This window comes from Trinickia violacea, assembly GCF_005280735.1.
Lineage (GTDB): Bacteria > Pseudomonadota > Gammaproteobacteria > Burkholderiales > Burkholderiaceae > Trinickia_A > Trinickia_A violacea.
On sequence record NZ_CP040077.1, the window covers coordinates 3,759,064 to 3,780,913 of the forward strand.

At 61.8% G+C, this 21,850-nt stretch carries 17 protein-coding genes; 12 read left to right on the top strand and 5 right to left on the bottom strand.

From position 1 onward, the window contains the following. The first annotated feature begins 126 nt into the window (after positions 1-126). The 4 genes from FAZ95_RS17250 (at position 127) to FAZ95_RS17265 (ending at position 5,216) form a co-directional block, all read left to right on the top strand. Entirely contained in the window at positions 127-1,581 is a 1,455-nt protein-coding gene (locus tag FAZ95_RS17250) for a M20 family metallopeptidase (RefSeq protein WP_137333558.1), read from the top strand. After that, complete coding sequence (locus FAZ95_RS17255) at positions 1,571-2,863, top strand: MFS transporter (protein WP_137333559.1); 1,293 nt, start codon at positions 1,571-1,573, stop codon at positions 2,861-2,863. Before FAZ95_RS17250 ends, FAZ95_RS17255 begins: the two co-directional genes overlap by 11 nt. A gap of 26 nt (positions 2,864-2,889) precedes the next feature. Continuing rightward, the gene (locus tag FAZ95_RS17260) at positions 2,890-3,960 is read left to right on the top strand and encodes a serine hydrolase domain-containing protein (protein ID WP_137333560.1); all 1,071 of its coding nucleotides are present in this window, start codon (positions 2,890-2,892) and stop codon (positions 3,958-3,960) included. 146 nt (positions 3,961-4,106) lie between these two features. Further along, complete coding sequence (locus tag FAZ95_RS17265; protein WP_137333561.1) at positions 4,107-5,216, top strand: MraY family glycosyltransferase; 1,110 nt, start codon at positions 4,107-4,109, stop codon at positions 5,214-5,216. A gap of 63 nt (positions 5,217-5,279) precedes the next feature. Here the strand turns inward: FAZ95_RS17265 and FAZ95_RS17270 are convergent, their stop codons facing one another. From FAZ95_RS17270 to FAZ95_RS17290, 5 genes are read right to left on the bottom strand one after another with little or no spacing between them, the layout of a single operon-like run. Then, a complete protein-coding gene (locus FAZ95_RS17270; protein ID WP_217497411.1) occupies positions 5,280-6,425 on the bottom strand; it encodes a glycosyltransferase family 4 protein in 1,146 nt (381 codons plus the stop codon). 19 nt (positions 6,426-6,444) lie between these two features. Next, entirely contained in the window at positions 6,445-8,319 is a 1,875-nt protein-coding gene (locus FAZ95_RS17275) for a polysaccharide biosynthesis protein (protein WP_137333562.1), read from the bottom strand. Between the two features lie 5 nt (positions 8,320-8,324). After that, the gene (locus FAZ95_RS17280; RefSeq protein ID WP_137333563.1) at positions 8,325-9,356 is read right to left on the bottom strand and encodes an MraY family glycosyltransferase; all 1,032 of its coding nucleotides are present in this window, start codon (positions 9,354-9,356) and stop codon (positions 8,325-8,327) included. A 15-nt stretch (positions 9,357-9,371) separates the two neighbouring features. Beyond that, positions 9,372-10,328: a UDP-glucose 4-epimerase family protein gene (locus tag FAZ95_RS17285; protein ID WP_137333564.1), complete on the bottom strand. Its 957-nt coding sequence runs from the start codon at positions 10,326-10,328 to the stop codon at positions 9,372-9,374. Continuing rightward, entirely contained in the window at positions 10,325-11,170 is an 846-nt protein-coding gene (locus tag FAZ95_RS17290) for a glycosyltransferase (RefSeq protein WP_137333565.1), read from the bottom strand. The genes FAZ95_RS17285 and FAZ95_RS17290 overlap by 4 nt, the downstream gene beginning before the upstream one ends. Before the next feature lie 665 nt (positions 11,171-11,835). Between FAZ95_RS17290 and FAZ95_RS17295 the strand changes: the two genes are divergently transcribed. The 8 genes from FAZ95_RS17295 (at position 11,836) to FAZ95_RS17330 (ending at position 21,776) form a co-directional block, all read left to right on the top strand. Further along, on the top strand, positions 11,836-13,584 hold the full coding sequence (locus FAZ95_RS17295; protein ID WP_175425633.1) for an HAD-IIIC family phosphatase: 1,749 nt from the start codon (positions 11,836-11,838) through the stop codon (positions 13,582-13,584). 42 nt (positions 13,585-13,626) lie between these two features. Then, on the top strand, positions 13,627-13,872 hold the full coding sequence (locus tag FAZ95_RS17300; protein WP_137333567.1) for an acyl carrier protein: 246 nt from the start codon (positions 13,627-13,629) through the stop codon (positions 13,870-13,872). A gap of 14 nt (positions 13,873-13,886) precedes the next feature. After that, a complete protein-coding gene (locus FAZ95_RS17305; protein WP_137333568.1) occupies positions 13,887-15,305 on the top strand; it encodes an MBOAT family O-acyltransferase in 1,419 nt (472 codons plus the stop codon). Positions 15,306-15,308: 3 nt separating this feature from the next. After that, entirely contained in the window at positions 15,309-16,415 is a 1,107-nt protein-coding gene (locus FAZ95_RS17310; protein ID WP_137333569.1) for a hypothetical protein, read from the top strand. 221 nt (positions 16,416-16,636) lie between these two features. After that, on the top strand, positions 16,637-18,085 hold the full coding sequence (locus FAZ95_RS17315) for a hypothetical protein (protein WP_137333570.1): 1,449 nt from the start codon (positions 16,637-16,639) through the stop codon (positions 18,083-18,085). A 17-nt stretch (positions 18,086-18,102) separates the two neighbouring features. Further along, positions 18,103-18,888, top strand: a complete 786-nt coding sequence (locus FAZ95_RS17320) for a transketolase (RefSeq protein WP_137333571.1) — start codon at positions 18,103-18,105, stop codon at positions 18,886-18,888. Beyond that, positions 18,885-19,790 carry a transketolase family protein gene (locus FAZ95_RS17325; RefSeq protein WP_137333572.1) on the top strand — a complete coding sequence of 302 codons (906 nt, stop codon included), beginning with the start codon at positions 18,885-18,887 and terminating at the stop codon, positions 19,788-19,790. The genes FAZ95_RS17320 and FAZ95_RS17325 overlap by 4 nt, the downstream gene beginning before the upstream one ends. A 21-nt stretch (positions 19,791-19,811) precedes the next feature. Further along, on the top strand, positions 19,812-21,776 hold the full coding sequence (locus FAZ95_RS17330) for an NAD-dependent epimerase/dehydratase family protein (protein ID WP_137333573.1): 1,965 nt from the start codon (positions 19,812-19,814) through the stop codon (positions 21,774-21,776). Positions 21,777-21,850: the final 74 nt, after the last annotated feature.

Consider the following 21,850-nt stretch of genomic DNA (forward strand, 5'->3'; position numbering starts at 1 on the left):
TTTGCCGTTTCGGCAACGATAGCTGAGAAATATTGTAATTGTGCAGAAATATCGGCGGCTTCACGATCGTTTCGACTGCTTGCCGCGCCCCGCGCGCCCATTCGTACGACGCAAGGAGAAACCCCGTTGACTCGTGAAATCGCCATCCAAAACGCGGCCGCCGAGTACGACTCCGGCCGCCTCCTCGATGACCTCCGGCGCCGCGTCGCGTATCGCACCGAGAGCCAGGAAGCCGAGAGCGGCGCGCGCCTGCGCGACTATCTCGAGCGCGAGCTGACGCCGCTCCTGACCGGCTGGGGATTCGCGTGCCGCATCGTCGGCAATCCGTCGGCGGGCGCCGGCCCGTTCCTGATCGCGCACCGCCACGAAGACGACCGGCTGCCGACCGTGCTCGGCTACGGCCACGGCGACGTCGTGCGCGGCTACGACGCCCAGTGGCGCGAAGGCCTTTCGCCGTGGGAGGTCACGGTGGACGGCGAGCGCTGGTACGGCCGCGGCACCGCCGACAACAAGGGCCAGCACAGCATCAACCTGGCCGCGCTGAAGGCCGTGCTCGACGCGCGCGCCGGCAAGCTCGGCTTCAACCTCAAGCTGCTGTTCGAGACCGGCGAAGAAGTCGGGTCGCCTGGCCTGCATGCGCTCTGCGAGCAGTTGCGCGACGAGCTCGCGGCCGACGTGCTGATCGCCTCGGACGGCCCGCGCCTCAGCGCCGATCGGCCGACCGTGTTCCTCGGCTCGCGCGGCGTCGTGAACTTCAAGCTCGAAGCGAAGCTGCGCGACGGCGGCCATCATTCGGGCAACTGGGGCGGTCTGCTGCGCAATCCGGGCATCGTGCTCGCGAACGCGATCGCGTCGCTGGCCGACGCGAACGGACGGATTCTGGTCGACGGACTGCGCCCGCCGCCGATCTCCGACTCCGTGCGCCGCGCGCTCGCAGGCCTGCAGGTCGGCGGCAATCCGGGCGAACCGGCCGTCGACGCGGACTATGGCGAGCCCGGCCTCACCCCGGCCGAGCGCGTGTTCGGCTGGAACAGCCTCGAGGTGCTCGCGTTTCGCACCGGCAATCCCGACAAGCCCGTGAACGCGATTCCGCCGCATGCCGTCGCCTTCATGCAGCTGCGCTTCGTCGTAGGCACGGATTGGCAAAACCTCGAGTCGATGGTGCGCCGCCATCTGGACGCGCAGGGCTTCGGCACCGTCGAGATCGACGTGGAGCGCGGCGTGCCCGCCACGCGCGTCGATCCCGACGACGCGTGGGTCCAGTGGGCGCTGCGCTCGCTGCGCCTGACGACGGACCGCGAACCGGTGCTGCTGCCGAACCTCGGCGGCACGCTGCCGAACGACGTGTTCGCCGAGGTGCTGGGCATGCCGACGCTATGGGTGCCGCACTCTTACCCGGGCTGCTCGCAGCACGCGCCGGACGAGCATTTGCTCGGCCCCGTGGCGCGCGAGGCGCTGCGCATCATGGCCGGGCTCTTCTGGGACCTCGGCGTTCAGGCGTCCGACGCGACCCGCCCCGCATGCAACCCCGCCCCGCCTGCTGCCGCCACCCTTGCACGAGGACGCCGCCATGAGCACTGAAACCGCCGCCGCCAGCCACGCCGTTGCCTCGTCCGCGTCCGGCGCGGGCGTCTCGCGCCTGATCGTCGCGACCTCGATCGGCAACGCGCTCGAGTTCTACGACTTGATGGTCTACGGCTACTTCGCGACCACGCTGTCGAAGCTGTTCTTCCCCACGCATGACGCGACCGTGTCGCTGCTGCTCGCGTTCGGCACATTCGCGCTGTCGTATCTGGCGCGACCCGTGGGCGCGATCGTGCTCGGCTCCTATAGCGACCGCAAGGGACGCAAGGCGTCGCTGACGCTCTCGATCGCGATGATGACGGTGGGCACCGGCCTGGTCGCGCTGATGCCGTCATACGCGACGATCGGCCTTTTCGCGCCCGTCGGCATCTTTGTGTCCCGCCTGCTGCAAGGCTTCTCGGCGGGTGGCGAGTTCGGCAGCTCGACCGCGTTCCTCGTCGAGCATGCCCCCGAGCGCAGCGGCTTCATGTCGAGCTGGCAGTTCTCGAGCCAGGGTGCGAGCACGTTGCTCGCGTCCGCCTTCGGCGCCGTACTCACGGGCGCGCTGACGCAGCCGCAGCTCGAAGGCTGGGGTTGGCGCGTGCCGTTCCTGTTCGGCATGCTGATCGGCCCAGTCGGCCTGTATATCCGTCGCCGCATCGACGAATCGCCCGAGTTCGAGCGCAGCGAAAAAGCCGCCTCGCCGGTGCGCGAGCTGCTCGCCGATCAGAAGTCGCGCGTGCTCGTATCGATCGGCGTGCTCGTGCTCACGACGTCGGCCCAGTACATCCTTCTCTATATGCCGACGTATGCGGCGCGCCAGTTGGGGCTCCCGCCCGCGTCCGGCTTTATCGCGACCTTCCTTGCCGGATTGATCGTGACGCTGCTCACGCCGCTCGTCGGACACTGGTCGGATAAGGTCGGCCGCACGCGCATCATGCTCGGCGCGGGTGTGCTGTTCTTCCTGACCGTGTATCCGGCCTTCGTGTTCATGAATGCGCATCCAACGCTGCCCTCGCTGCTCGTCGCCGTCGTCTGGGTCGCCTTGCTGAAGACGATCTACTTCGCGCCGATTCCCGCGCTGATGGCGGGGCTGTTTCCGGTCCGCACGCGCACGACCGGCATGGCCGTCGGCTACAACATCGGCACGACGCTGTTCGGCGGGTTCACGCCGCTCGTGGTGACGTCCTTGATCGCGGCCACGGGCAACAACCTCGCGCCGGGTCTGTATCTGATGTTCGCCGCGGTCGTGAGCCTGTTGACGATTCTGTGGGCGCGGGCGCGGCTGCGCGCGCGTTGAATCGATCGAAACCCAGGAAGTGACCCATGCAAGACGCTCTTGCGCAGGAAATCAGAGACGCCATCCAGTTTTCCGTCGACCATGAATCGACGTGGGATCGCCACACGGGAGGCGCGTTCGGCGTGCACGTCAACGATCCGCCGCCCTGGAACCGGCTGCTCGGCCCGCTGCACGATCGCGGTCCGGTGTCGGGCGCGCTTGCCGTCGACGGACGCCCGCTCGCAACCTGGGGTGAGCCCGATCGCGCGGACCTGACTTTCAGCATTGCGAAGACGTATCTCGCACTGCTCGCAGGCGTCGCGCACGATCGCGGCCTGCTGCCCGATCCCGACGAGCCGGTGCGCGTCCGCGTGCCGGGGATCGGCTTCGACGACGAGCACAACGCCGCGGTCACGTGGACGCACCTGCTCCAGCAGACGAGCGAATGGCGAGGCGCGTGCTTCGGCTTGTCCGACCAGGCCGACCACTACCGCGCGGTCACGTTCGCCGCGCCGCCCGGCGGCCGGAAAGGCGACCTGCGTCCTCTGCAGCGCCCCGGCACGTACTGGGAGTACAACGACGTGCGGATCAATCAGCTCTCGCTCGCGCTGCTGCATCTGTTCGGCCGGCCGCTGCCGGACGTGTTTCGGGAAGCGATCATGCGGCCCGTCGGGGCGAGCGAGCACTGGCAATGGGTCGGGTATGACGATGCCTGGGTCGAGGTCGGCGGCAGGCGCGTGCAGTCGGTGCCGGGCGGCTCGCACTGGGGCGGCGGGATGTCGGTCAGCGCGAACGACCAGCTGAAGGTCGCGCAGATGCTGCTCGACGACGGCCTCGCACAAGGGCGGCGCGTCTTGTCGAGCGCATGGATCGCGCGGATGCGCACCCCGTGCGCCATCGCCCCGTTCTATGGCAGTCTGGTCTGGCTCAATACCGGACGGCGCGTGTTTCCGAGCGTGCCGGAGTCGAGCTTTTTCGGCGTCGGCGCCGGGAGCTCGTTCATGTGGATCGAGCCCGAAAGGAAGATCGCGCTGATCGTGCGCTGGCTCGATCCGCAGGTCGCGGACGAGTTCTTCGGCAGGATGCTGCGGGCCATCGACGCGGTATGTTTGAGGTAGATAGCGCCGCGGCGGCGAGCTCATGGTTCCGGCGCGGTGCGTTCTGCCGCCGCGATCGGCTCGATCTCCCGCTCTGCGTGCGGTGCGGCCCGATGGACAGCCCTGATTCGTTTGTATAATTCGGCGTCCGTCTTCAGGCCACTTCAATGCTTAGCTTTGCGCTTGGTTTTCTCGTTTCGCTGCTGATCACGCTGTTGATCGTGCGCTATGCGCATCTGCACGAAAAATTCTCGACCGATACCGACCTCGCCGGCGTGCAGAAATTCCACGCCCGGCCGGTGCCGCGCGTGGGCGGGATCGGGATCCTGGCTGGGCTCGTCGTCGGCGCGGTCCAGCTGCATCCCACCTATCCGGCCGTGTCGGGCGGCATTCTCGGGCTCATCGCCTGCGGCATCCCGGCGTTCGCGTCGGGACTCATCGAAGACCTCACGAAGCGCGTCTCGCCGTTCGCGCGCCTCGTCTGCACGATGGGCGCCGCCGCCCTCGCCTATTTCGCGCTCAATATCGCCGTCACGCGCATCAGCGTGCCGCCGCTCGATTTCCTGCTGTCGTATGCGGTGATTTCGTGCGCCGTGACCGTGCTCGCGGTGGCCGCGCTCGCGAACGCGATCAACATCATCGACGGCTTCAACGGCCTTGCGTCGATGGTCGCGTTCATGATGTTCGCGTCGCTCGCCTACGTGGCGTTTCAGGTGCACGACCCGATCGTGCTGTCCGCGTCGTTCATCATGATGGGCGCCGTGATGGGCTTTTTCATGTGGAATTTCCCGGCCGGGCTGATCTTTCTCGGCGACGGCGGCGCTTATTTCATCGGTTTCATGCTCGCCGAGCTGTCGATCCTGCTCGTGATGCGGCATCGCGAGGTGTCCGCGTGGTATCCGGTGCTGCTGTTCATGTACCCGATCTTCGAGACGTGCTTTTCGATTTATCGGAAGAAGTTCGTCCGCGGCATATCGCCGGGGATTCCGGACGGCGTGCATCTGCACATGCTCGTCTATAAGCGGTTGATGCGCTGGGCGGTGGGGGTGCGCACCGCGCACGAACTCACGCGGCGCAATTCGATGACGTCGCCGTACTTGTGGCTGCTGTGTCTGATTGCGGTGATTCCGGCGACGCTGTTCTGGCGCCACACGGTGCACCTCTTCTGCTTTGTCGTCGTGTTTGCCGCGACGTATGTGTGGCTCTACGTCAGCATCGTGCGGTTCAAGTCGCCGCGGTGGCTTGTGTTTCGCAAGGGCCATCACCACCGGCCCTAGCATTTCGCACTTGCCGCGATGCCGGACGTCTCGCTCCTGAACGGCCGGACCACGGCCCTCGCCTTAGCGGTGGTGCGCCATCAGCCCAAGCAGCGTCGATGTGTTCAACTCGACAGAAAATCGGCCGCGCACGTCGGCACGGCCGCGCTCGGCCATGACGCGCATCGTCTCGGGACGGGCCAGCGCGAACTCGATGGACTCGGTCCATTTCCGTACGTCGCCTGGAGGCACCAGCATGCCGGTCTCCAGATGGGACACGGTCTCGGGAATGCCGTCAACGTCGCTCGCAAGCACCGGGATGCCTAGCCCGAGCGCTTCGATTTGCGCCATGCCGAGGGGCTCGGCCAACGACGGCATCAACAGCACATCCGCCTGCTTCAGCAACGGCGCCACGGGACGCACCTCCCCGACCCAAACCGCCGCCCCCAAGCCCAGCGCGCCGATCTGCGCGCGAATTTCGGCCTCCAGCGGGCCGCTGCCCGCTGCGACGTAGCGCAGATTCGGCAGATGCCGGCGCGCCTCGGCAATCGCCTCGAGGGTCACGTGATGACCCTTTTCCCGGCGGAACATGCCCACCTGAACCAGCAGCGGGCCGTCGCCGGCATCGATCCATTGCTGCAGATCGGCGGGCAGCGGGCGGTCCAGATCGGCATCCAGGCCGTCGAAATCGACACCCGGATAGACCGTCTTGACGCGGTGGGCCGCGATGCGCTGGTTCGCCAGGATTTGCCGGCGCAGGTGCTCGCTCGGCACCACGGTCGCGTCGACAAAATGGTTGTACGTCCACGAGGACGCTCGCCCGCAGTGGTAGGTGCGCGAGCGGATCAATCGCGGCCGGCGCTGCAGGGTTCGGGCGGCAATCGACAGGTTGTTGGTGTCGTGTCCGCTATGGCACACGCACGCGACCGGACGCCTCGATTTGAGAAAGTTGTGCAGCCCAAGCAGTGTCGATGGATTCGTACTGTTGCGAAACGGCAGCGTCAGCGTCTCGACGGATGCCTTCCGCGCCGCGAGCGCAATCAGGCTATCGGGCCGGCACGCGAGCACGCTGTCCATCCCCGAAGAACGCAACGCCTGAATCTGCTGGAGGAGCTGCCATTCCTGGCCACCCATGTTGCGCGAGCTCTCGGTAAAGAGCACGAGTCCGCGCGGGCTCGCCGCCCTATCTCGAAATTCGGGCGAACCATGGGGCAAAGCAGGTCTCTTCATGCGTGGGGTTCTGAGTGTGTTAGCGCGCGGCAGCCGACGGCACGCTCTGCAGCACCGGCGCCATCGTGGATTGATATTCCGGTACCCAGCGCCGCAGATCGCGGCGCACTTCGTCGTCGGGCAGGACGCGATGCTGCATCAGCCACGGCAGCAGCTCGTCGAGCAGATGGTCCGGCACTTCACGAGCCTTCGCGATGCGCAACTTGGGATGCGGCGTGCGGGTGGTCGTTTCGTCGTCGGCGAGCAGCTCTTCGTAGAGTTTTTCACCGGGACGCAGACCCGTGAAAACGATGCGGATCTGTTCTTCCGTGTAGCCGTAGAGACGAATCAGGTCGCGTGCCAGATCGACGATCCGGACCGGCTCGCCCATGTCGAGAATGAAGATCTCGCCGCCGTGCCCCATGCTCGAAGCTTGAAGCACGAGTTGCGACGCTTCGGGGATCGTCATGAAGAAGCGCGTGATTTCCGGATGCGTGACCGTCACCGGACCGCCCTTGCCGATCTGCTGCTGGAACTTCGGAATCACGCTGCCCGCGCTGCCGAGCACGTTGCCGAAGCGCACGGTTTCGAACTGGATGTGCCCGCTCGTCTGCTGCAATGCCTGGCAGGCCATCTCCGCGAGACGCTTGCTCGCGCCCATCACGTTGGTCGGGTTGACGGCCTTGTCGGTGGAAATCAGCACGAAGTGCTTGACGTTGTGCCGGATTGCCGCGCGCGCAACGCGATAGGTGCCGAGCACGTTGTTGCGGACCGCCTGCCACGTGTTGAGCTCCTCCATCAGCGGCACGTGCTTATACGCCGCCGCATGAAAGACGATGTACGGCACGTAGCGCGACATGGCTTGATCGAGCAGCAGCGAGTCTTTCGCGTCGCCAATGATCGGGATCACCGACAAATCGGGGAAGCGCTCCTGCAGTTCCTCGGTGAGCCGGTACATCGCGAATTCGGACACGTCGTACGCGACCAGCTGGGCCGGCGCGAAACGCAGAATCTGGCGGCACAGCTCCGAGCCGATCGAGCCGCCCGCGCCCGTCACCATGACTACGCGACCGCGCAGCAGCGCTTCGACGTGCGGCATGTCGATCTTGACGGGATCGCGGCCGAGCAGGTCTTCGAGGTCGATCTGACGCACGCGGGACAGGAACGCCTGCCCTTGCGTGAGCGTGGTGAGCGCGGGCAGCACCATCGCGCGCACGCCGGCACGCACGCACAGCGTGGCGACGCGGCGCTGCGCGTCGACCGAGGCCGACGGGATCGCGATGATCGCGTGCTCGGCGCGCAGGGTCGTGGCCCATTTCGAGAGATCGCTGATCGGGCCGAGCACCTTGTGGCCGTAGATTTCGCGGCCTTGCTTGGCGGGGTCGTCGTCGAGGAGGCCGACGAGGCGCCATTCGCCGGAGCGCGAGAGTTCCCGGGCAAGGTTGGCGCCGGCGTTGCCGGCGCCGAGGACGATCACAGGTTTGCCTTCGCCGACGAGGCCGCCGTATAGGTAGAACTCTTTCGTCGCGCGGTAGAGCGCGCGGGCGCCGCCCATCACGAGGAACAGCAGGATCGGGGAGACGATCAGGACTGAGCGCGGGATGATCGGAAGCGGCTGCACCATCACGGCGGCCACCATGACTACGACGCCGCCCGTGAACACCGACTTGGAGATGCGCAGCAAGTCGGGGAGGCTCGCGAAGACCCACATGCCGCGGTACAAGCCGAAAATGCGGAACATCAGGCCATATAACGGAAGCACCCAGACTAGCGCGTGCAACGCGCCATGCCAGAACTCATCCGGAATAGCGCCGTTAAATCGAATCAGATAAGCGACGAGCCATGTGCCCAATACGGCGCACAGATCGAAGAGAAAAGCGCTGAACGACAGCCACGAGGCTTTGTGTCGAAGCATCGGCGTCACACCTCAGGTTGTTCAGAAACTGTTGTTTGAAAACGACGCCAGCGGACATCGATTGCGGCGCCAATCAGCACGAGTATGACAACCCATACGGAAACGAGGCTCCACTGTAAGGCAATGGAACGGTCCAGCGCCCACAAAGCAAGCATTATGCCGACGAGCATCACGGCATACCAGCATTGGGCGGTTCGCGCGTGGCCCATGCCGGAGCGCACCATCCGTTGATAGTAGTGCTCCCGATGCGCCTGCCAAAATTTTTCTCCGCGGGCGAGTCGCCGCGCGAGCGTGACCGATGCGTCGCCGATAAACGGTGCAAACGCCATCGCTGGAAACCAGATCGGCCACGTGCCCTCGCGCCAGCCCCAATAGCCGAGGGCGCCGGCGAGAAACCCCAAAGGGATCGATCCCGCATCGCCGAGAAAAATTCGCGCGGGATGGAAATTGAAAAGCAGAAACCCCGCCGCTGCCCCGACCACGGCCGCACAAGCCAGCGCCAACTCGGGCGCGGGATGCGCGCTCATCAGCGCCGCCAGCGCATAGCCCCCGAATCCGAACAGCGCCATGCCGCCCGCCAGACCATCGGCGCCGTCCATGAAGTTGTAAAGATTGACCAGCCATAGCATAAGAAACGCGATGCAGGCGAGCGCCCACCAAGGCGTCGCTGCCGGATAGACCGCGAGCAATGCCACGACCGCGGCAAAGTGCGCGGCAAAGCGCACCCGCGCCGGCAGGCCCCGCCGGTCGTCGATCTGCGATACGGCGGCGAGGACGAGCGCACAGGCGGCTACGAGCCACAGCCCGGGCGCCACCCAAGCGATCGCCGCGATGCATACCGGAACGATGCCCCACCCGCCCACTCGCGGCGTCGGGCGCACGTGGAGCGAGCGATCGTTCGGGATGTCGGTGGCAAGACGCCAGGCCAGCCCGGTTTTCAAGAGCGCCCCAAGGATGGCGGCGCACACGAGCGCCGCCATCACGGCAACGAACAAAACCGCAGTCCAGGAAGGTAGCCAGTTGAGGTAAATGGGCATATGGCTGAAGTGGTCTCAACGCGTCGACAGGTACCAGCGCGCTGTGGCGGCCAGACCATCGTCGACGGAATACGGTGGCTGCCAGGCAAGCACCGCGCGGATGCGCGAGATATCGACGCGCAGGTCACCGACCAGTCGCTCGACCTGCGCCGAGCGCCCCGTCAGGCGCCCCGCCGTGCGCAGCAGACGCGCCGGCATCGGGATGAGTCGCGCGGGCTTATTCAAATGCTTGCCCAGTGCTTGTGCGAGCTCGGTCACGGATGGGTCGTGGCCGTCGGCGACATGAAACAGGCCATGCGCTGCACGCGGATCCGTCGCGCAGCGCAACAGCGCGTCGGCGAGGTTATCGACGTACACGAGGCTGCGCCGCGCCGAGATCGCGCCGAGCGGTAAAGGCCGGCCCTTGGCGATCGCGTTCATCAGTTGCAGGAAGTTGGCGCGCACGCCGGGACCGTAGACGAGCGGCGGACGGACGATCACGACGTCGAGCCCTGATGCTTCGCCGAAATGAACAAGCGCCTGCTCAGCTTCCAGTTTCGAGCGGCCATACGGGTCCTGCGGCCGCGGCGGATCGTCTTCGCGCAACGGCAGGCCCGAATCGGCTTCGCCGACTGCCTTGATGCTGCTGACGAAAACAAAGCGCGCCGCCCCGTTGCGCCGCGCCGCTTGCGCCACGCGCAACGCGCCTTCGACATTCGTTGCCCGGAAAGCCCCCAGCGGATCGGCCGCGCGATCTTGCATCACATGAACGCGTGCCGCCAGATGGACGACCGAGTCGACTTGCTGCCCGGCGGGCCAGGCGGCATCGAGACCGATAAAGTCCTGGCTCTGCTGGACCCATTCCCTCACGCCCATCGTGCAGCCGCCTGCGTGCCTCACGAGCCCGGTCACCGCGTGCCCGCGCTCGATCAAGGTACGGCACAGCGCCTGTCCGACGAAGCCGTTAGCGCCGGTGACCAAGACGCGGCTCATACCCACTTCCAGCCGAAACGATTGAAGAACTTGAAGGCCGACGCGGAGAACATCCGGATATGTGCGTGCCCCTTGCGCGCCGCGCCGCCGCCGTGATGCATCACCCTCACTGAAGGGGCATACGCGATGCGAGCGGTGTCATGCGTGCGCAGGCTCAGGTCGTAGTCTTCGAAATACAGGAAATATCGATCGTCGAAGCCGGCGAGCTGCTTCAGCACGTCCGTGCGGAACAGCATGAAACAGCCGCTGACGATCGGCGGGTCCCAGACAACGTCGCGCTCGTTGATCAGGTCGCGCATTTCATAGCGCGCAAGGCGGCGTGCGAAGAGCCGGCGCACGGACGCCGGAAGGAAGCCGCGCACGAACAGGTCGAGCACCGTGGGATAGCGACGGCAGAGGTACTGGATCTGCCCTTCGTCGTCGCCGATGCACGGGCTCAGAAGACCGACGTCCGGATGCTCGGCGAAGAAATCGAGGGCCGCGACGAGCGCGTGCTCGTCGAGGTCGATGTCGGGGTTCAGCACGAGGTGATAGCGGCTCTCGGCGTGCTGAATCGCCAAGTTGTGGCCTCGGCCATAGCCCACGTTGCCGTGGCCGCTGACGACCGAGTTGGCGACGCCATGTTCGCGCAGCGCCGCGAGTTCGGCGGACACGTCCGGCAGCCCGCCGTTGTCGACCAGGCAAAAGCTGGCGGCAAAATCCGGATGCTTCGCGCGGACTGCCGCGCACGCAGCGGCCAGGCTCGCCATCGTGCGGGCAAGAAGCGCCGAATCCGGCCGGTAGACCACGACGGATACGGACAAGCCGTGGGTTACGCCGTTCGGCGCGCTTGTAGCGTTCATAGGGAAACTTGCGATGTCGTCTGAAGCGACACTTTTGTCTGTGATGAGGCCCTCAATAGGGCTGTATTGTTGCTCAATCAAGCGTGTGCGGGCAACTTGGCGCCCGTCAGTTGAACAAATCGCAATTTTACCGGCATCAGACGGTGGTCCGCGTCGATTTGCGGTATCGGCGGCACGGAGCGAGCCGGTATTTGGCGGATCAAACTCGTGTGACGGCCGAATTACGGACGCTTCCGGACCGAATGTATTCATCCAACTGCCGACAGAATCCGCGAGGTTGGCGCATATTCTGTGCGTAATAGCCCGAGTTGCGATACGCCACCTCCACGCCGCCCAAACGCGCGGAGACCTGGCGAACAAGTAACTTCATGCCCCAAGAGAATTGAATCGAATGCGTTTGGTGATTGTGCATTACCACCTGTTCAAAAATGCCGCCCGGCGCCCCAGCCCGATAAAAAAAGGCTTTCGACATCGCTTATTGCAGGTGCTGCGGACAGCCTAGCCGGACCTGTCTCAAAATCGACGTACTCCCATGGTATAGTTCGCTGTTTTTTCGTACGTAGTGCGGTCGGCATATTCAGGCCCAGCCCATTCGAGAGCAACACCGCCCGCGCTAGTCTCCTCGCCTACGACACATGTCTACCCAGCCCAATCAGCAGATGTCCATGGATGCGCTTGACTACGCTACGCTGCGTCGTCGCGCACAGACCTTCACCGCCGACGAGCGACTCAAACCGGTAAGGCTCGCACTGCTCGCCGATTGCGCGACTCAACATATTGTTCCCTTATTGCGGGTTCTGGCGGCTGACCGCGGGTTCAATTTGAGCGTTTACGAGGCGCCGTACGAAGGCATTGGCGCGGAAGTCTCCGATCCGGAATCCGGCCTGTACAAATTTGCGCCCGATTTCGTCTCGATCCTCAACATGACCGAAAAGGCAAAGCGCCGACTCGGTCCCGACCAGCCCGAACGCGGCTGGTCCAACGAGGCATCGAGAATCGTCAGCATCTGGGACGCAATCGCCAATAAGCACGCTTGCAAGATCATTCAGTCGACGATGGTCATGCCGGCGGAACGCGAGTTCGGCAACTATGAAAGCCTGATGACAGGCTCGCTCGGCTATGCCGTGTCGTCGGTGAACCGGCATGTCGCCGAGGCGGCGCGCGAACGCAAGGACGTGTTCGTCAACGACGTCGAATACCTTGCGGGCGAAGTCGGCCGTATGCGCTGGCGCGACGAAAAGCTCTGGCTGATGGCAAAGATTCCGTGCGCGCTCGACTACCTGCCCCGTCTCGCGAAAAACATCGTCGATATCATCGCGGCCTCGATGGGCAGCATCGTGAAATGTGTTGTCCTTGATTTGGACAACACGCTATGGGGCGGCGTGATCGGCGACGACGGACTCGACGGCATTGCGCTGGGAGACCTCGGCGAGGGCCAGGCGTACTGCGACCTTCAGCATCATCTGTTGAACCTCAAGAAGCGCGGCATCATCCTTGCGGTCAACAGCAAAAACGAACACGCGAACGCCATTCTGCCGTTCCGCGAGCATCCGGACATGGTGCTCAAAGAAGACGACATCGCCGTTTTCCGAGCGAACTGGAACGACAAGGCGAGCAATCTGCACGCTATCCGCGACACGCTCAATATCGGCTTCGATTCGATGGTGTTCCTCGACGACAACCCGTTCGAGCGCAATCTCGTGCGCGGCCTGATTCCGCAGGTCATCGTCCCGGAACTGCCCGAGGACCCGGGCAAGTATCTCGCGACCATCGCGGAACTGAACCTGTTCGAGACGACCACGCATTCGCGCGAGGACGCCGAGCGGGCGGACCTCTACCGGCAGGAAGCGAAGCGCCAGGAAATGCAGAGCGCCTTCGGGAGCTACGAAGAGTATTTGCGCTCGCTCGAAATGACGGGAACGATTTCGCGCTTCACGCCGTTCAATCTGCCCCGTATCGCTCAACTGATTCAACGCAGCAATCAGTTCAATCTCACGACGCGCCGCTATGGCGAAAGCGAGTGCGCCGCGCTCATGGAAGACGAGGCGAATTGCTACCCGTTCACCGTCACGCTGGCTGACAACGTCGGTTCGCACGGGCTGATTTCCGTTATCGCCCTGAAATTCGAGGGCGAAGTCGCGCGCGTCGATCTGTATCTGATGAGCTGCCGCGTGTTGCGCCGCGGAGTGGAAGACTTCGCGATGAACCATATCGTCGAGGTTTGCAGCAGCCGGGGTATCCGCACGATCGTCGGCGAATATATCCCGTCGAGCAAGAATGCCATGGTCGAGCGCTTTTACGAGCAATTCGGCTTTACGCCTCGCCCGGTGCCGGATACCAATACGACAGAATGGGTGATCGACGTCGCCGACTATACGAAACGGCCCCATTTCATTACCGCGGCACAGGCTTGAGTTTGTCTCTCGAATTGACCGTTACTTAAGAGTTCCACCAATATGTCCAGCACCGATATCTATACCGCTCTCGAATCGATTTTCAGTGATGTCCTCGGCCGCCCCGGCATCAAACTGACCGAGGCAACCACGGCGCAAGACGTCGAAGGTTGGGATTCGCTGACGCATATCGACCTGATCTCGTCCATCGAATCGCACTTCCGCATTCGCTTCAACATTCGCGAAGTCCAGCGCCTGCCGAACGTCGGAGCGCTCGTCGGGCTAATCGAGAACAAAGTCACGACCTGACCGGCGACACGTTCATGTCTTACCTTCAGAGTTCCTTTTTCAGCGCGCTGATTGTGCTGCTGCTGGTGACGTGCATCAGCACACAGCGCGCGCGCCCCTACGTCGTACTGGCCGGTTCTTTACTGTTCTATGCCACGTGGAGCATACCGTGCCTGTTCATCATGCTGGCCGCCATTGCGGTGACCTATGTCGGCGGGCGTTGGATCGGAACTTCGTCGGATCCGCAGCGCCGCAAGTACGCGTTGCTAGGCTCGATCGGATTGTTGCTCGTCAGTTTGATTTTCTTTAAGACCGTCGAGGTCATCCCTGCCGGCGCGGACGGCTTTACGCTTCGCTGGCTGATCCCGATCGGCGTCTCGTATTACACGTTCAAAGCAATTAGCTACTTGCTCGAAGTCCATTGGGAAAACGTCAAACCACAGGACGACATCGTCAAAGTTGCGCTGTATGTGAGCTTCTTTCCGCAGATGCTCAGCGGCCCGATCCAGCGCCCTGACGATTTTTTCGCGCAGCTCGAGCAGAAAGGCAGCCTGAAACCGAGTGCCGAAACGCTCACGCGCGCGATTCCCCTGCTGCTGCTGGGCGCTTTTGAAAAAGCGGTGCTGGCCGACCGTATCGGGCCATTCGTTTCGGCGCTCGACAACCAAGCCGGCCCAACAAGCTTCTCAGCGTTGCTTGCCGACTACGGCTATACGCTGCAGCTCTTCGCCGACTTCTCAGGACTGACTCATATTGCGCTGGGCCTTGGCGCCCTCTTTGGCGTTATGGGGCCGCCCAACTTCAACGCACCGTTTTCCGCGTCTTCCATCCCCGACTTCTGGCGCCGCTGGCACATGAGCCTGACTACCTGGCTCGGCGACTATCTGTTTCTGCCGCTGCGGATGGCGCTTCGCGGGCTGGGCGCGCGCGGACTGCAGTTGAGCCTGCTGATCAATATGATCTTGATCGGTCTGTGGCATGGATTCAGGCCGACGTATTTCGTATTCGGCGTTTATCACGGTCTTCTGCTGGTCGCGTCAACGATCATTGCACCCAAGATCGACGCGGTGAATAAACGCAACCCGACGTTCAAATCAGCGCACCGTATCATCGCGCCCATTGTCACCTTCCATTTGGTGGTGCTGGGTCAGGTATTTTTCCGCGCGCCGGACCTGGGTTTCGCCTGGAATAACTTGCGTACCGTCTTCAGTTTCCATGGGCCCGTCTTGCAGACATTCGCGCTCATTGACCCGGCGATTTGGAAAACGGGGATTGCCGCTGCCCTGATTTCGCTGGGTTTGGGGACTGGCGTGCTAAACAAGCTATTCAACGGGCTGACGTCTTCCATCGCCAAAAGCGAAGCGATTCGCTGGACAGTTTTTGGCGTACTGGCTCTTGTCGTTGTTCTTGCCGCAAGCCCGACGGGCGGGCAGTTCATGTACGCGAAGTTTTAAGCTATGAGTGCAACGCGTAAAATCCTAATCGCCCTTGTTGCGGCAATCGTGTTCGACCTGCTTGTGTTCCGCAGCGGGTGGTACGCCTCGATTACGACGACGGAGTCCATGCAGGGCTTCAGCCTGGCCGTCCTCAACGCGCTCAAGAAGCGGCCGCCGGGACCCGAGACGGACGTGCTGATCACGGGAGATTCACGCGCTTCCGAGGGATTCAGTGCGGACGTCGGCAACCAGATAGCCAAAAGCCAGCACCTGGATCTGATCAATGCAGCCGTGCCGGGCTCGGATCTGCGTGACTGGTACTACTTTCTGCAAGCCGTCGATCCGCATTGCGACCGCTACCGCGCGATCGTGCTGACGCTACCGACATTTCGTGCCGCGCCGCCCGTCGTCGCGCGCATGGACCAAGTCTATCATGCCGCGTTTCTGGTCCCGCTAGTCAGCGCGCCTTCGTACGTCGATTTCGCCATGACTCAACGCGATTGGCGTTCGCGCTTCGATGTCTTGGCGCAGTGGGTATTCGATCCCTTGAGCTACCAGGCCGACTTCAGCAATCTGCTGTCTGGTCCGCTCGCGCGCAAAAGTAACTACCACTGGAAGCAAAAGGTTGGCATCCATTTTGGCGACGGATACACAGGCCACACCGGATCAATGACGGGCCTGGCGATCGATCCGGCAACCGGTGCGATCACCTATCCGACGTGGCTGAACGATACGCAACGCCAAGAGATCGACGCCGATTTCAAGCGTCCGTATACGAATCTGCGTTTCGATGCGGACGAGTGGAACAGCCGTTGGTTGACACGTATAGAAGACCGCTATGCGGGCTCGAAAACGCGCGTGTATGTGCTCCGCTTGCCATCTACGCCGCTGCCCGCGGCGATTCATGACAACAGCTATGAGCTCGCCGCATTTTTCCAGCAGAACGGGCGTCCTGACAATGTTCGCGTCATTCCCGAACCATTGCTGCTGAATCTCGAGCAACCGCAATTTTTCTTCGACAATCGCCATTTGAATGCAGTCGGGCGCCTGAAAATGACGCAGCAGCTCACCGACTACCTCGCTTCCGATCTGGCGCAATCGGGCTCTAAAGTTGCGAGCGGCAATTGAGACGAAGAGGACTGAGGCGGCCAGAAAGGGCTGCTTGCGGTTGGTCATGCCGCTGGGCCGGCGCGGCGTTTTGATGGCCCAACTCATTCGTTTCCGCGCTGCCTTATTCATATTCGCCTAGTGACCCTATGCAGAATCCGCTAGAGAAACAATCGCCGGCTATACCGTCTATGGCACTGCGCCAGCCTGCAATACGTGCCACGACGCTTCTTGGCGTAGCAGTGATTCTGATTCTGGCGGCTGCCAGCTATTGGCGGTTCATTCCGTGGGAACCGACCGTATTCTACGGCGACGACCTCTACAACATATTGGCAACGCTGAAAGATCACGAATTCATCAGCGAGTGGCATCAGGCATTCACGGCTCAGTTTTACGAAAAATATCGACCGGTCTTCGAGCTAACGTGGCTCGCGCTCGCAAAGGTGTTTCAGTTCGATCTCCGCGGTTTCCTTGCATTCAATTTCTGCCTGCACGTACTGAACGCGACTATTTTCTTCGCGATCTCAATGCTGTTGTCGAAAGGCAATAGGTTGGCCAGCCTGGCTCTGGCTCTGGCGTTCGCGTGCTCACGCTTTGCTTTGTATCAGGTGACCGTGGCAACTGGCCCGGTCGAGGGGCTTGCCCTCACCATGTTCCTTTTGGTCGTGGCCTTCGCCGTGATGGCCTGCCGCCAGCCTGGGGAAAAGCGCTGGCAATGGCTTGCAGTGATTGCGTTTGCTCTATGCGTCCTGACGCACGAGCGATACCTCTCCATCACTCCCCTGCTCGCTCTGACGCTCGCACTCTCACGCAGCCGTCAAAATTCGGGCGCTTTCGACCGATATGGGGCTGCCGGCGCCTGTTTCGCAATAGCGCTGCTTAACGTCCTCATCAAGACCGTTCTGCTTCATTCCGCCTTCTTCGTTGGGACAGGTGCGACTCATCTCGACCTCAATGTCCCAAGAATTATTGATCAATCCGAGCAGGCTTTGCTGTCGGTCTTCGGTTTCAACTACGGTCCTGACTATCTCGCCGGGCATTCTATTGTGTTCGATTCCCCGCTGCCTGGGGACGATCTGGCTCGCGCCTTAGCAAGCATCACCGTCTTTTGCGCGCTCGTCGCTACGATTTACGGCTTTACGGCCGGAAAACAGAGTCCGAATGGGCAGCGTTGGTATCCAGCTTTCGCGCTGATGCTCATTATTTTGCTGCTGGTGCCGCCGGTCCTTACGATTCACGTCGAGCAGCGTTGGCTCTACGCACCGCTCGCAATCTTTCTGTCGATATTTGCGTGGTCTATCGGACTGGCCCAAGGCCGGCGCCTTGTGCCCACCATCGTTTGTCTCGCCGCATGTGCGTCGCTCTTGACGATGGATATACTGCTTAGCCAATACATCCCCAACATTTTCTTTTCAAGCTCCGCAACTGCTGCGCGCCTTGCAAAACGAGACATCGTCGATACTCACGCCGCCCCTATCGGTGCTGAACTGGTCCTGCGTGCATCTCAAGACGTTTGCGGTTGGGCTTTGATAAAGGGACGCTTCTTCGAACTCTACGAAGGAACTGCTCGAAAATTGTACTGCGCGGACACCGATGACACTTTTGCAGCCCTCCGGCGCGAGCACCCATTGGCCCACGCGTTCACCTACAACCACGGCGTGTCTTTTTCCCCGGCGAACGAAAGCAAGTAACTTAACTGAGAATTCCAATGAATACCCTTCAAAAACTGGACGAGCCGCGCCTATTGGAAATCCGCCGACGGTTGATTCGCATGCACTATGAGAGCGGCGTCGGCCATGTTGGCGGTAACCTTTCGTCGATCGACGCACTCGCGCTGCTCTTTAATGAATACATGGGTCCGTCGGATCATTTTGTATTGTCAAAAGGGCATTCGGCTGGCGCACTGTACACCGCGCTTTGGAGCGCGGGCAAACTCGACGACAGTCAACTTGCCACCTTTCACAAGGACGATACGCTGCTCGCCGGGCATCCTCCCGCCTCCGGCATCCCCGAAATCATGTTCGCAACCGGCAGTCTCGGGCACGGCCTTTCACTTGCCGCGGGCACGGCGTTAGCCGACCGCATGCATGGCAAGAACAACCGCGTGTTTTGCCTGACGTCAGACGGGGAATGGCAGGAAGGATCGACGTGGGAGGCTCTGATCTTCGCAAGTCACCAGCAACTGGCGAACCTCACCATACTCGTGGATCACAATCAGCTACAAGGCTTCGGGGCAACGGATGCGGTGGCATCGATGGCGCCCTTGTGGGAAAAGATTCGCGGCTTCGATGTCGAGATCGAAGTGGTTCCAGGCCATGACCTACCGTCTATCCGGAAGGCATTGGACAAACGCCACGCCCGTCCTCACATCATCGTGCTGCAAACCACGAAAGGCAAAGGCGTGTCGTTCATGGAGAACCGCATGGAATGGCACTACCTGCCTATCAACGAGACTCAATACAATCAGGCCATTGCGGAGTTGACCCAGTCATGAGAAAGCAGCTGTGTGATTCCCTGGTGGAACGCGCAAATAGTCCGAAGATGGCGTTCCTTACCGGGGACCTTGGCTTTATGGCGCTGGAGCCGCTACGCGACGCAATGGGAGCGCGTTTCATCAACGCCGGCGTCGCCGAACAGAACATGGTTTCCGTCGCTGCGGCAATGGCTCGCCAGGGGTGGGAGACTTGGGCCTACAGCATCGCACCGTTTTGCTATGCGCGGCCGTTCGAACAAATCCGCAACGACGTTACGTTCCATAAGCTTCCCGTTCGCCTAATCGGCAACGGCGGTGGCTACGGCTATGGCGTCATGGGGCCCACCCATCACGCGATCGAAGACTATGGAATTCTGCTGACGCTTCCCAACATCTGCGCGTTCGTTCCTGCCTTTGACGAGGACGTTTCCGCTGTAATCGCGCGCGCCGGCGCGTCGCCACTCGCGGCGTATATCCGGCTAGGCCGGGGCGAAGCGCCCAAGGGCTACGAAGTTCCCGCCTATGCGCCATGGCGCCAGCTCGTCATCGGAAAAGGCATGCCGATCATCGCCGTCGGCCCGCTAGCCGGCACTTATATCGAAGCGATATCTGCCCTTCCTGATGCGATACGGCCGAATCTTTGGGTGCTTGGCGAATTGCCTTTGTCTCTCAACGCTCCGCCAAAGGCGTTAATGCAGCAAATCGAAGAGGCCGGCAAGCTTTGCGTAGTCGAAGAACATGTCGCTCGCGGCAGCTTCGGATCGGAGCTTGCGCTACACCTGCTCTCCAACGGAGTATTCGCCAAGCTGCACCACCTGCACGCCAAGGCCCATCATTACCCTCGCTACGGCTCGCAACGTTACCTGCGCGAAGCCTCCGGCCTGGACCCCAAATCACTACTCGGCTCGCTCGGCTTGGCCTGACCCGTATTCACGATAACGACTATGACCCACTCGACTCCGGACATCAGTTCGCTGCGGGGACCGATTCTCATCACCGGCGCGTCCGGTTTTGTCGGTGCGAACTTGTTCCTCAAGATTTTTGCGGCAAGAAACGATGTCTATGCTGTCGTTCGCCGCGATAAATCATGGCGACTCGCCGACGTGCCTGACACGCATGTGATCACCGTCGACGTCAACGATCCGGCGGCGGTCACCCATATGCTCGACACGATCGCCCCGCAGACCGTATTCGACTGCGTTGCATACGGGGCCTACTCGTTCGAACAGGATCCGGGGCTGATCTATCAAACGAATTTCAATTCGATTGTCACGCTGACGAGCTTGCTCGCCCGACGCTCTGTTAGCGCGTTCGTCCACGCTGGCAGCTCGTCCGAATACGGAACCAACAGCGCAGCTCCTGCCGAAGACGGCAGATGCGAACCGAACAGCCATTACTCCGTTTCGAAGGTGGCCGTTGGCGAATATCTGAAGTACATGGGCAAGGAACATCGATTCCCTTGCGTGAACCTCCGCCTGTACTCGGTTTATGGTCCCCTCGAAGACGGCTCGCGTCTCATTCCGAACCTGCTGCGCAAGGCGACTTCGGGGACGCTTCCGCCCTTCGTCGCACCCGATACGTCACGGGATTTCATCCACGTGGATGACGTGTGCACCGCATTCATCAGCGCCGCAGTCAGAATGAACCCCTCGCTTTATGGGGAAAGCTTCAATATCGGTACGGGACGGAAAACGACCATCCGCGAGCTCGCCGAGCTGACATGCGACTTATTCGCCGTCAAAGAACAACCTGACTTCGGTTCCATGGAAGGCCGTGCCTGGGACATGCCGGACTGGTATGCGGACCCAGGCAAAGCTAAGGCTCTGCTCGGCTGGGAAGCTACGATGCCCCTATCTGAAGGACTGAGTTCGACGGCAAACTGGGTGCGCACGCTAAGCGAAGAAGAACTAGCGCAGCGCTCAAAAAAGACCGCGCACAAGCGCAAGCGCAGCGTCTCGGCGATCATTGCATGCTACAAGGACGAACCGGCGATACCGATCATGTATCGGCGCCTTACCGACACGTTTCTCAAGCTTGGCATCGACTACGAAATCATCTTCGTGAACGACTGCAGCCCCGATAACTCGGCAGAGGTCATACGCGAAATATCGTCGAAAGATCCCAAGGTCATCGGGATCTCGCACTCACGCAACTTCGGGTCGCAGATGGCTTTTCGCAGCGGCATGGAATTGTCGACGAAAGACTCCGTCGTGCTGCTCGACGGCGACCTTCAGGACCCGCCGGAGTTGATCGAAGCGTTCTACGCCGAGTGGGAGAAGGGATATGACGTCATCTACGGCAATAGAGTGCGCCGAGAGATGCCTTGGCATTGGGGATTACTGTACAAGGCGTTTTATCGCGTATTTGCCGCGTTCAGCTACGTGAACATCCCGCTGGATGCGGGCGACTTTTCGCTGATCGATCGCAAAGTCGTCAATTGGCTGTTGAGCTGCCCCGAGCGGGACCTGTTCATGCGCGGTCTGCGTGCATACGTCGGGTTTCGTCAAACGGGTGTTCCCTACGAGCGCCCCGAACGGATGTTTGGCCGCACCACGAATTCATTTACCAAGAATATCGACTGGGCTAAGAAGGGAATTTTTTCGTTCAGCAATGTGCCGCTGACCATGCTGACGACGGCCGGTCTGGTGCTTTTCAGCCTCTCCGTGCTGGCGGCTGTAGTCATCGGGGTTCTCCGGATCGCCGTTCCTGATATCGCCCCGCGAGGCGTGACAACCATGCTGATCGCGATTCTGATGTTTGGATCGATGAACCTGTTTGGAATCGGACTCGTGGGTGAATATATCGGGAAGATCATGATCGAAGTGAAAGGCCGGCCCAGACTCATTCGCGCCGCGCTGATCAGACACGGCACGATAACCGAGCAACTGGCGAAGCCGTCTCAAATCTGAATTTGCAAACGCCCCGCTCCGCCGCCCTCGTGAACCGGGGCGGGAGCGCTTTAACTACTACCGAAGCACCAAAA

What these genes read in the sequence shown, in the direction of transcription:
- FAZ95_RS17255 (WP_137333559.1), top strand. Translation starts at nt 1,571, where the DNA reads ATGAGCACTGAAACCGCCGCCGCCAGCCACGCCGTTGCCTCGTCCGCG.
- FAZ95_RS17260 (WP_137333560.1), top strand. Translation starts at nt 2,890, where the DNA reads ATGCAAGACGCTCTTGCGCAGGAAATCAGAGACGCCATCCAGTTTTCC.
- FAZ95_RS17265 (WP_137333561.1), top strand. Translation starts at nt 4,107, where the DNA reads ATGCTTAGCTTTGCGCTTGGTTTTCTCGTTTCGCTGCTGATCACGCTG.
- FAZ95_RS17270 (WP_217497411.1), bottom strand. Translation starts at nt 6,425, where the DNA reads ATGAAGAGACCTGCTTTGCCCCATGGTTCGCCCGAATTTCGAGATAGG.
- FAZ95_RS17275 (WP_137333562.1), bottom strand. Translation starts at nt 8,319, where the DNA reads ATGCTTCGACACAAAGCCTCGTGGCTGTCGTTCAGCGCTTTTCTCTTC.
- FAZ95_RS17280 (WP_137333563.1), bottom strand. Translation starts at nt 9,356, where the DNA reads ATGCCCATTTACCTCAACTGGCTACCTTCCTGGACTGCGGTTTTGTTC.
- FAZ95_RS17285 (WP_137333564.1), bottom strand. Translation starts at nt 10,328, where the DNA reads ATGAGCCGCGTCTTGGTCACCGGCGCTAACGGCTTCGTCGGACAGGCG.
- FAZ95_RS17290 (WP_137333565.1), bottom strand. Translation starts at nt 11,170, where the DNA reads ATGAACGCTACAAGCGCGCCGAACGGCGTAACCCACGGCTTGTCCGTA.
- FAZ95_RS17295 (WP_175425633.1), top strand. Translation starts at nt 11,836, where the DNA reads ATGGATGCGCTTGACTACGCTACGCTGCGTCGTCGCGCACAGACCTTC.
- FAZ95_RS17300 (WP_137333567.1), top strand. Translation starts at nt 13,627, where the DNA reads ATGTCCAGCACCGATATCTATACCGCTCTCGAATCGATTTTCAGTGAT.
- FAZ95_RS17305 (WP_137333568.1), top strand. Translation starts at nt 13,887, where the DNA reads ATGTCTTACCTTCAGAGTTCCTTTTTCAGCGCGCTGATTGTGCTGCTG.
- FAZ95_RS17310 (WP_137333569.1), top strand. Translation starts at nt 15,309, where the DNA reads ATGAGTGCAACGCGTAAAATCCTAATCGCCCTTGTTGCGGCAATCGTG.
- FAZ95_RS17320 (WP_137333571.1), top strand. Translation starts at nt 18,103, where the DNA reads ATGAATACCCTTCAAAAACTGGACGAGCCGCGCCTATTGGAAATCCGC.
- FAZ95_RS17325 (WP_137333572.1), top strand. Translation starts at nt 18,885, where the DNA reads ATGAGAAAGCAGCTGTGTGATTCCCTGGTGGAACGCGCAAATAGTCCG.
- FAZ95_RS17330 (WP_137333573.1), top strand. Translation starts at nt 19,812, where the DNA reads ATGACCCACTCGACTCCGGACATCAGTTCGCTGCGGGGACCGATTCTC.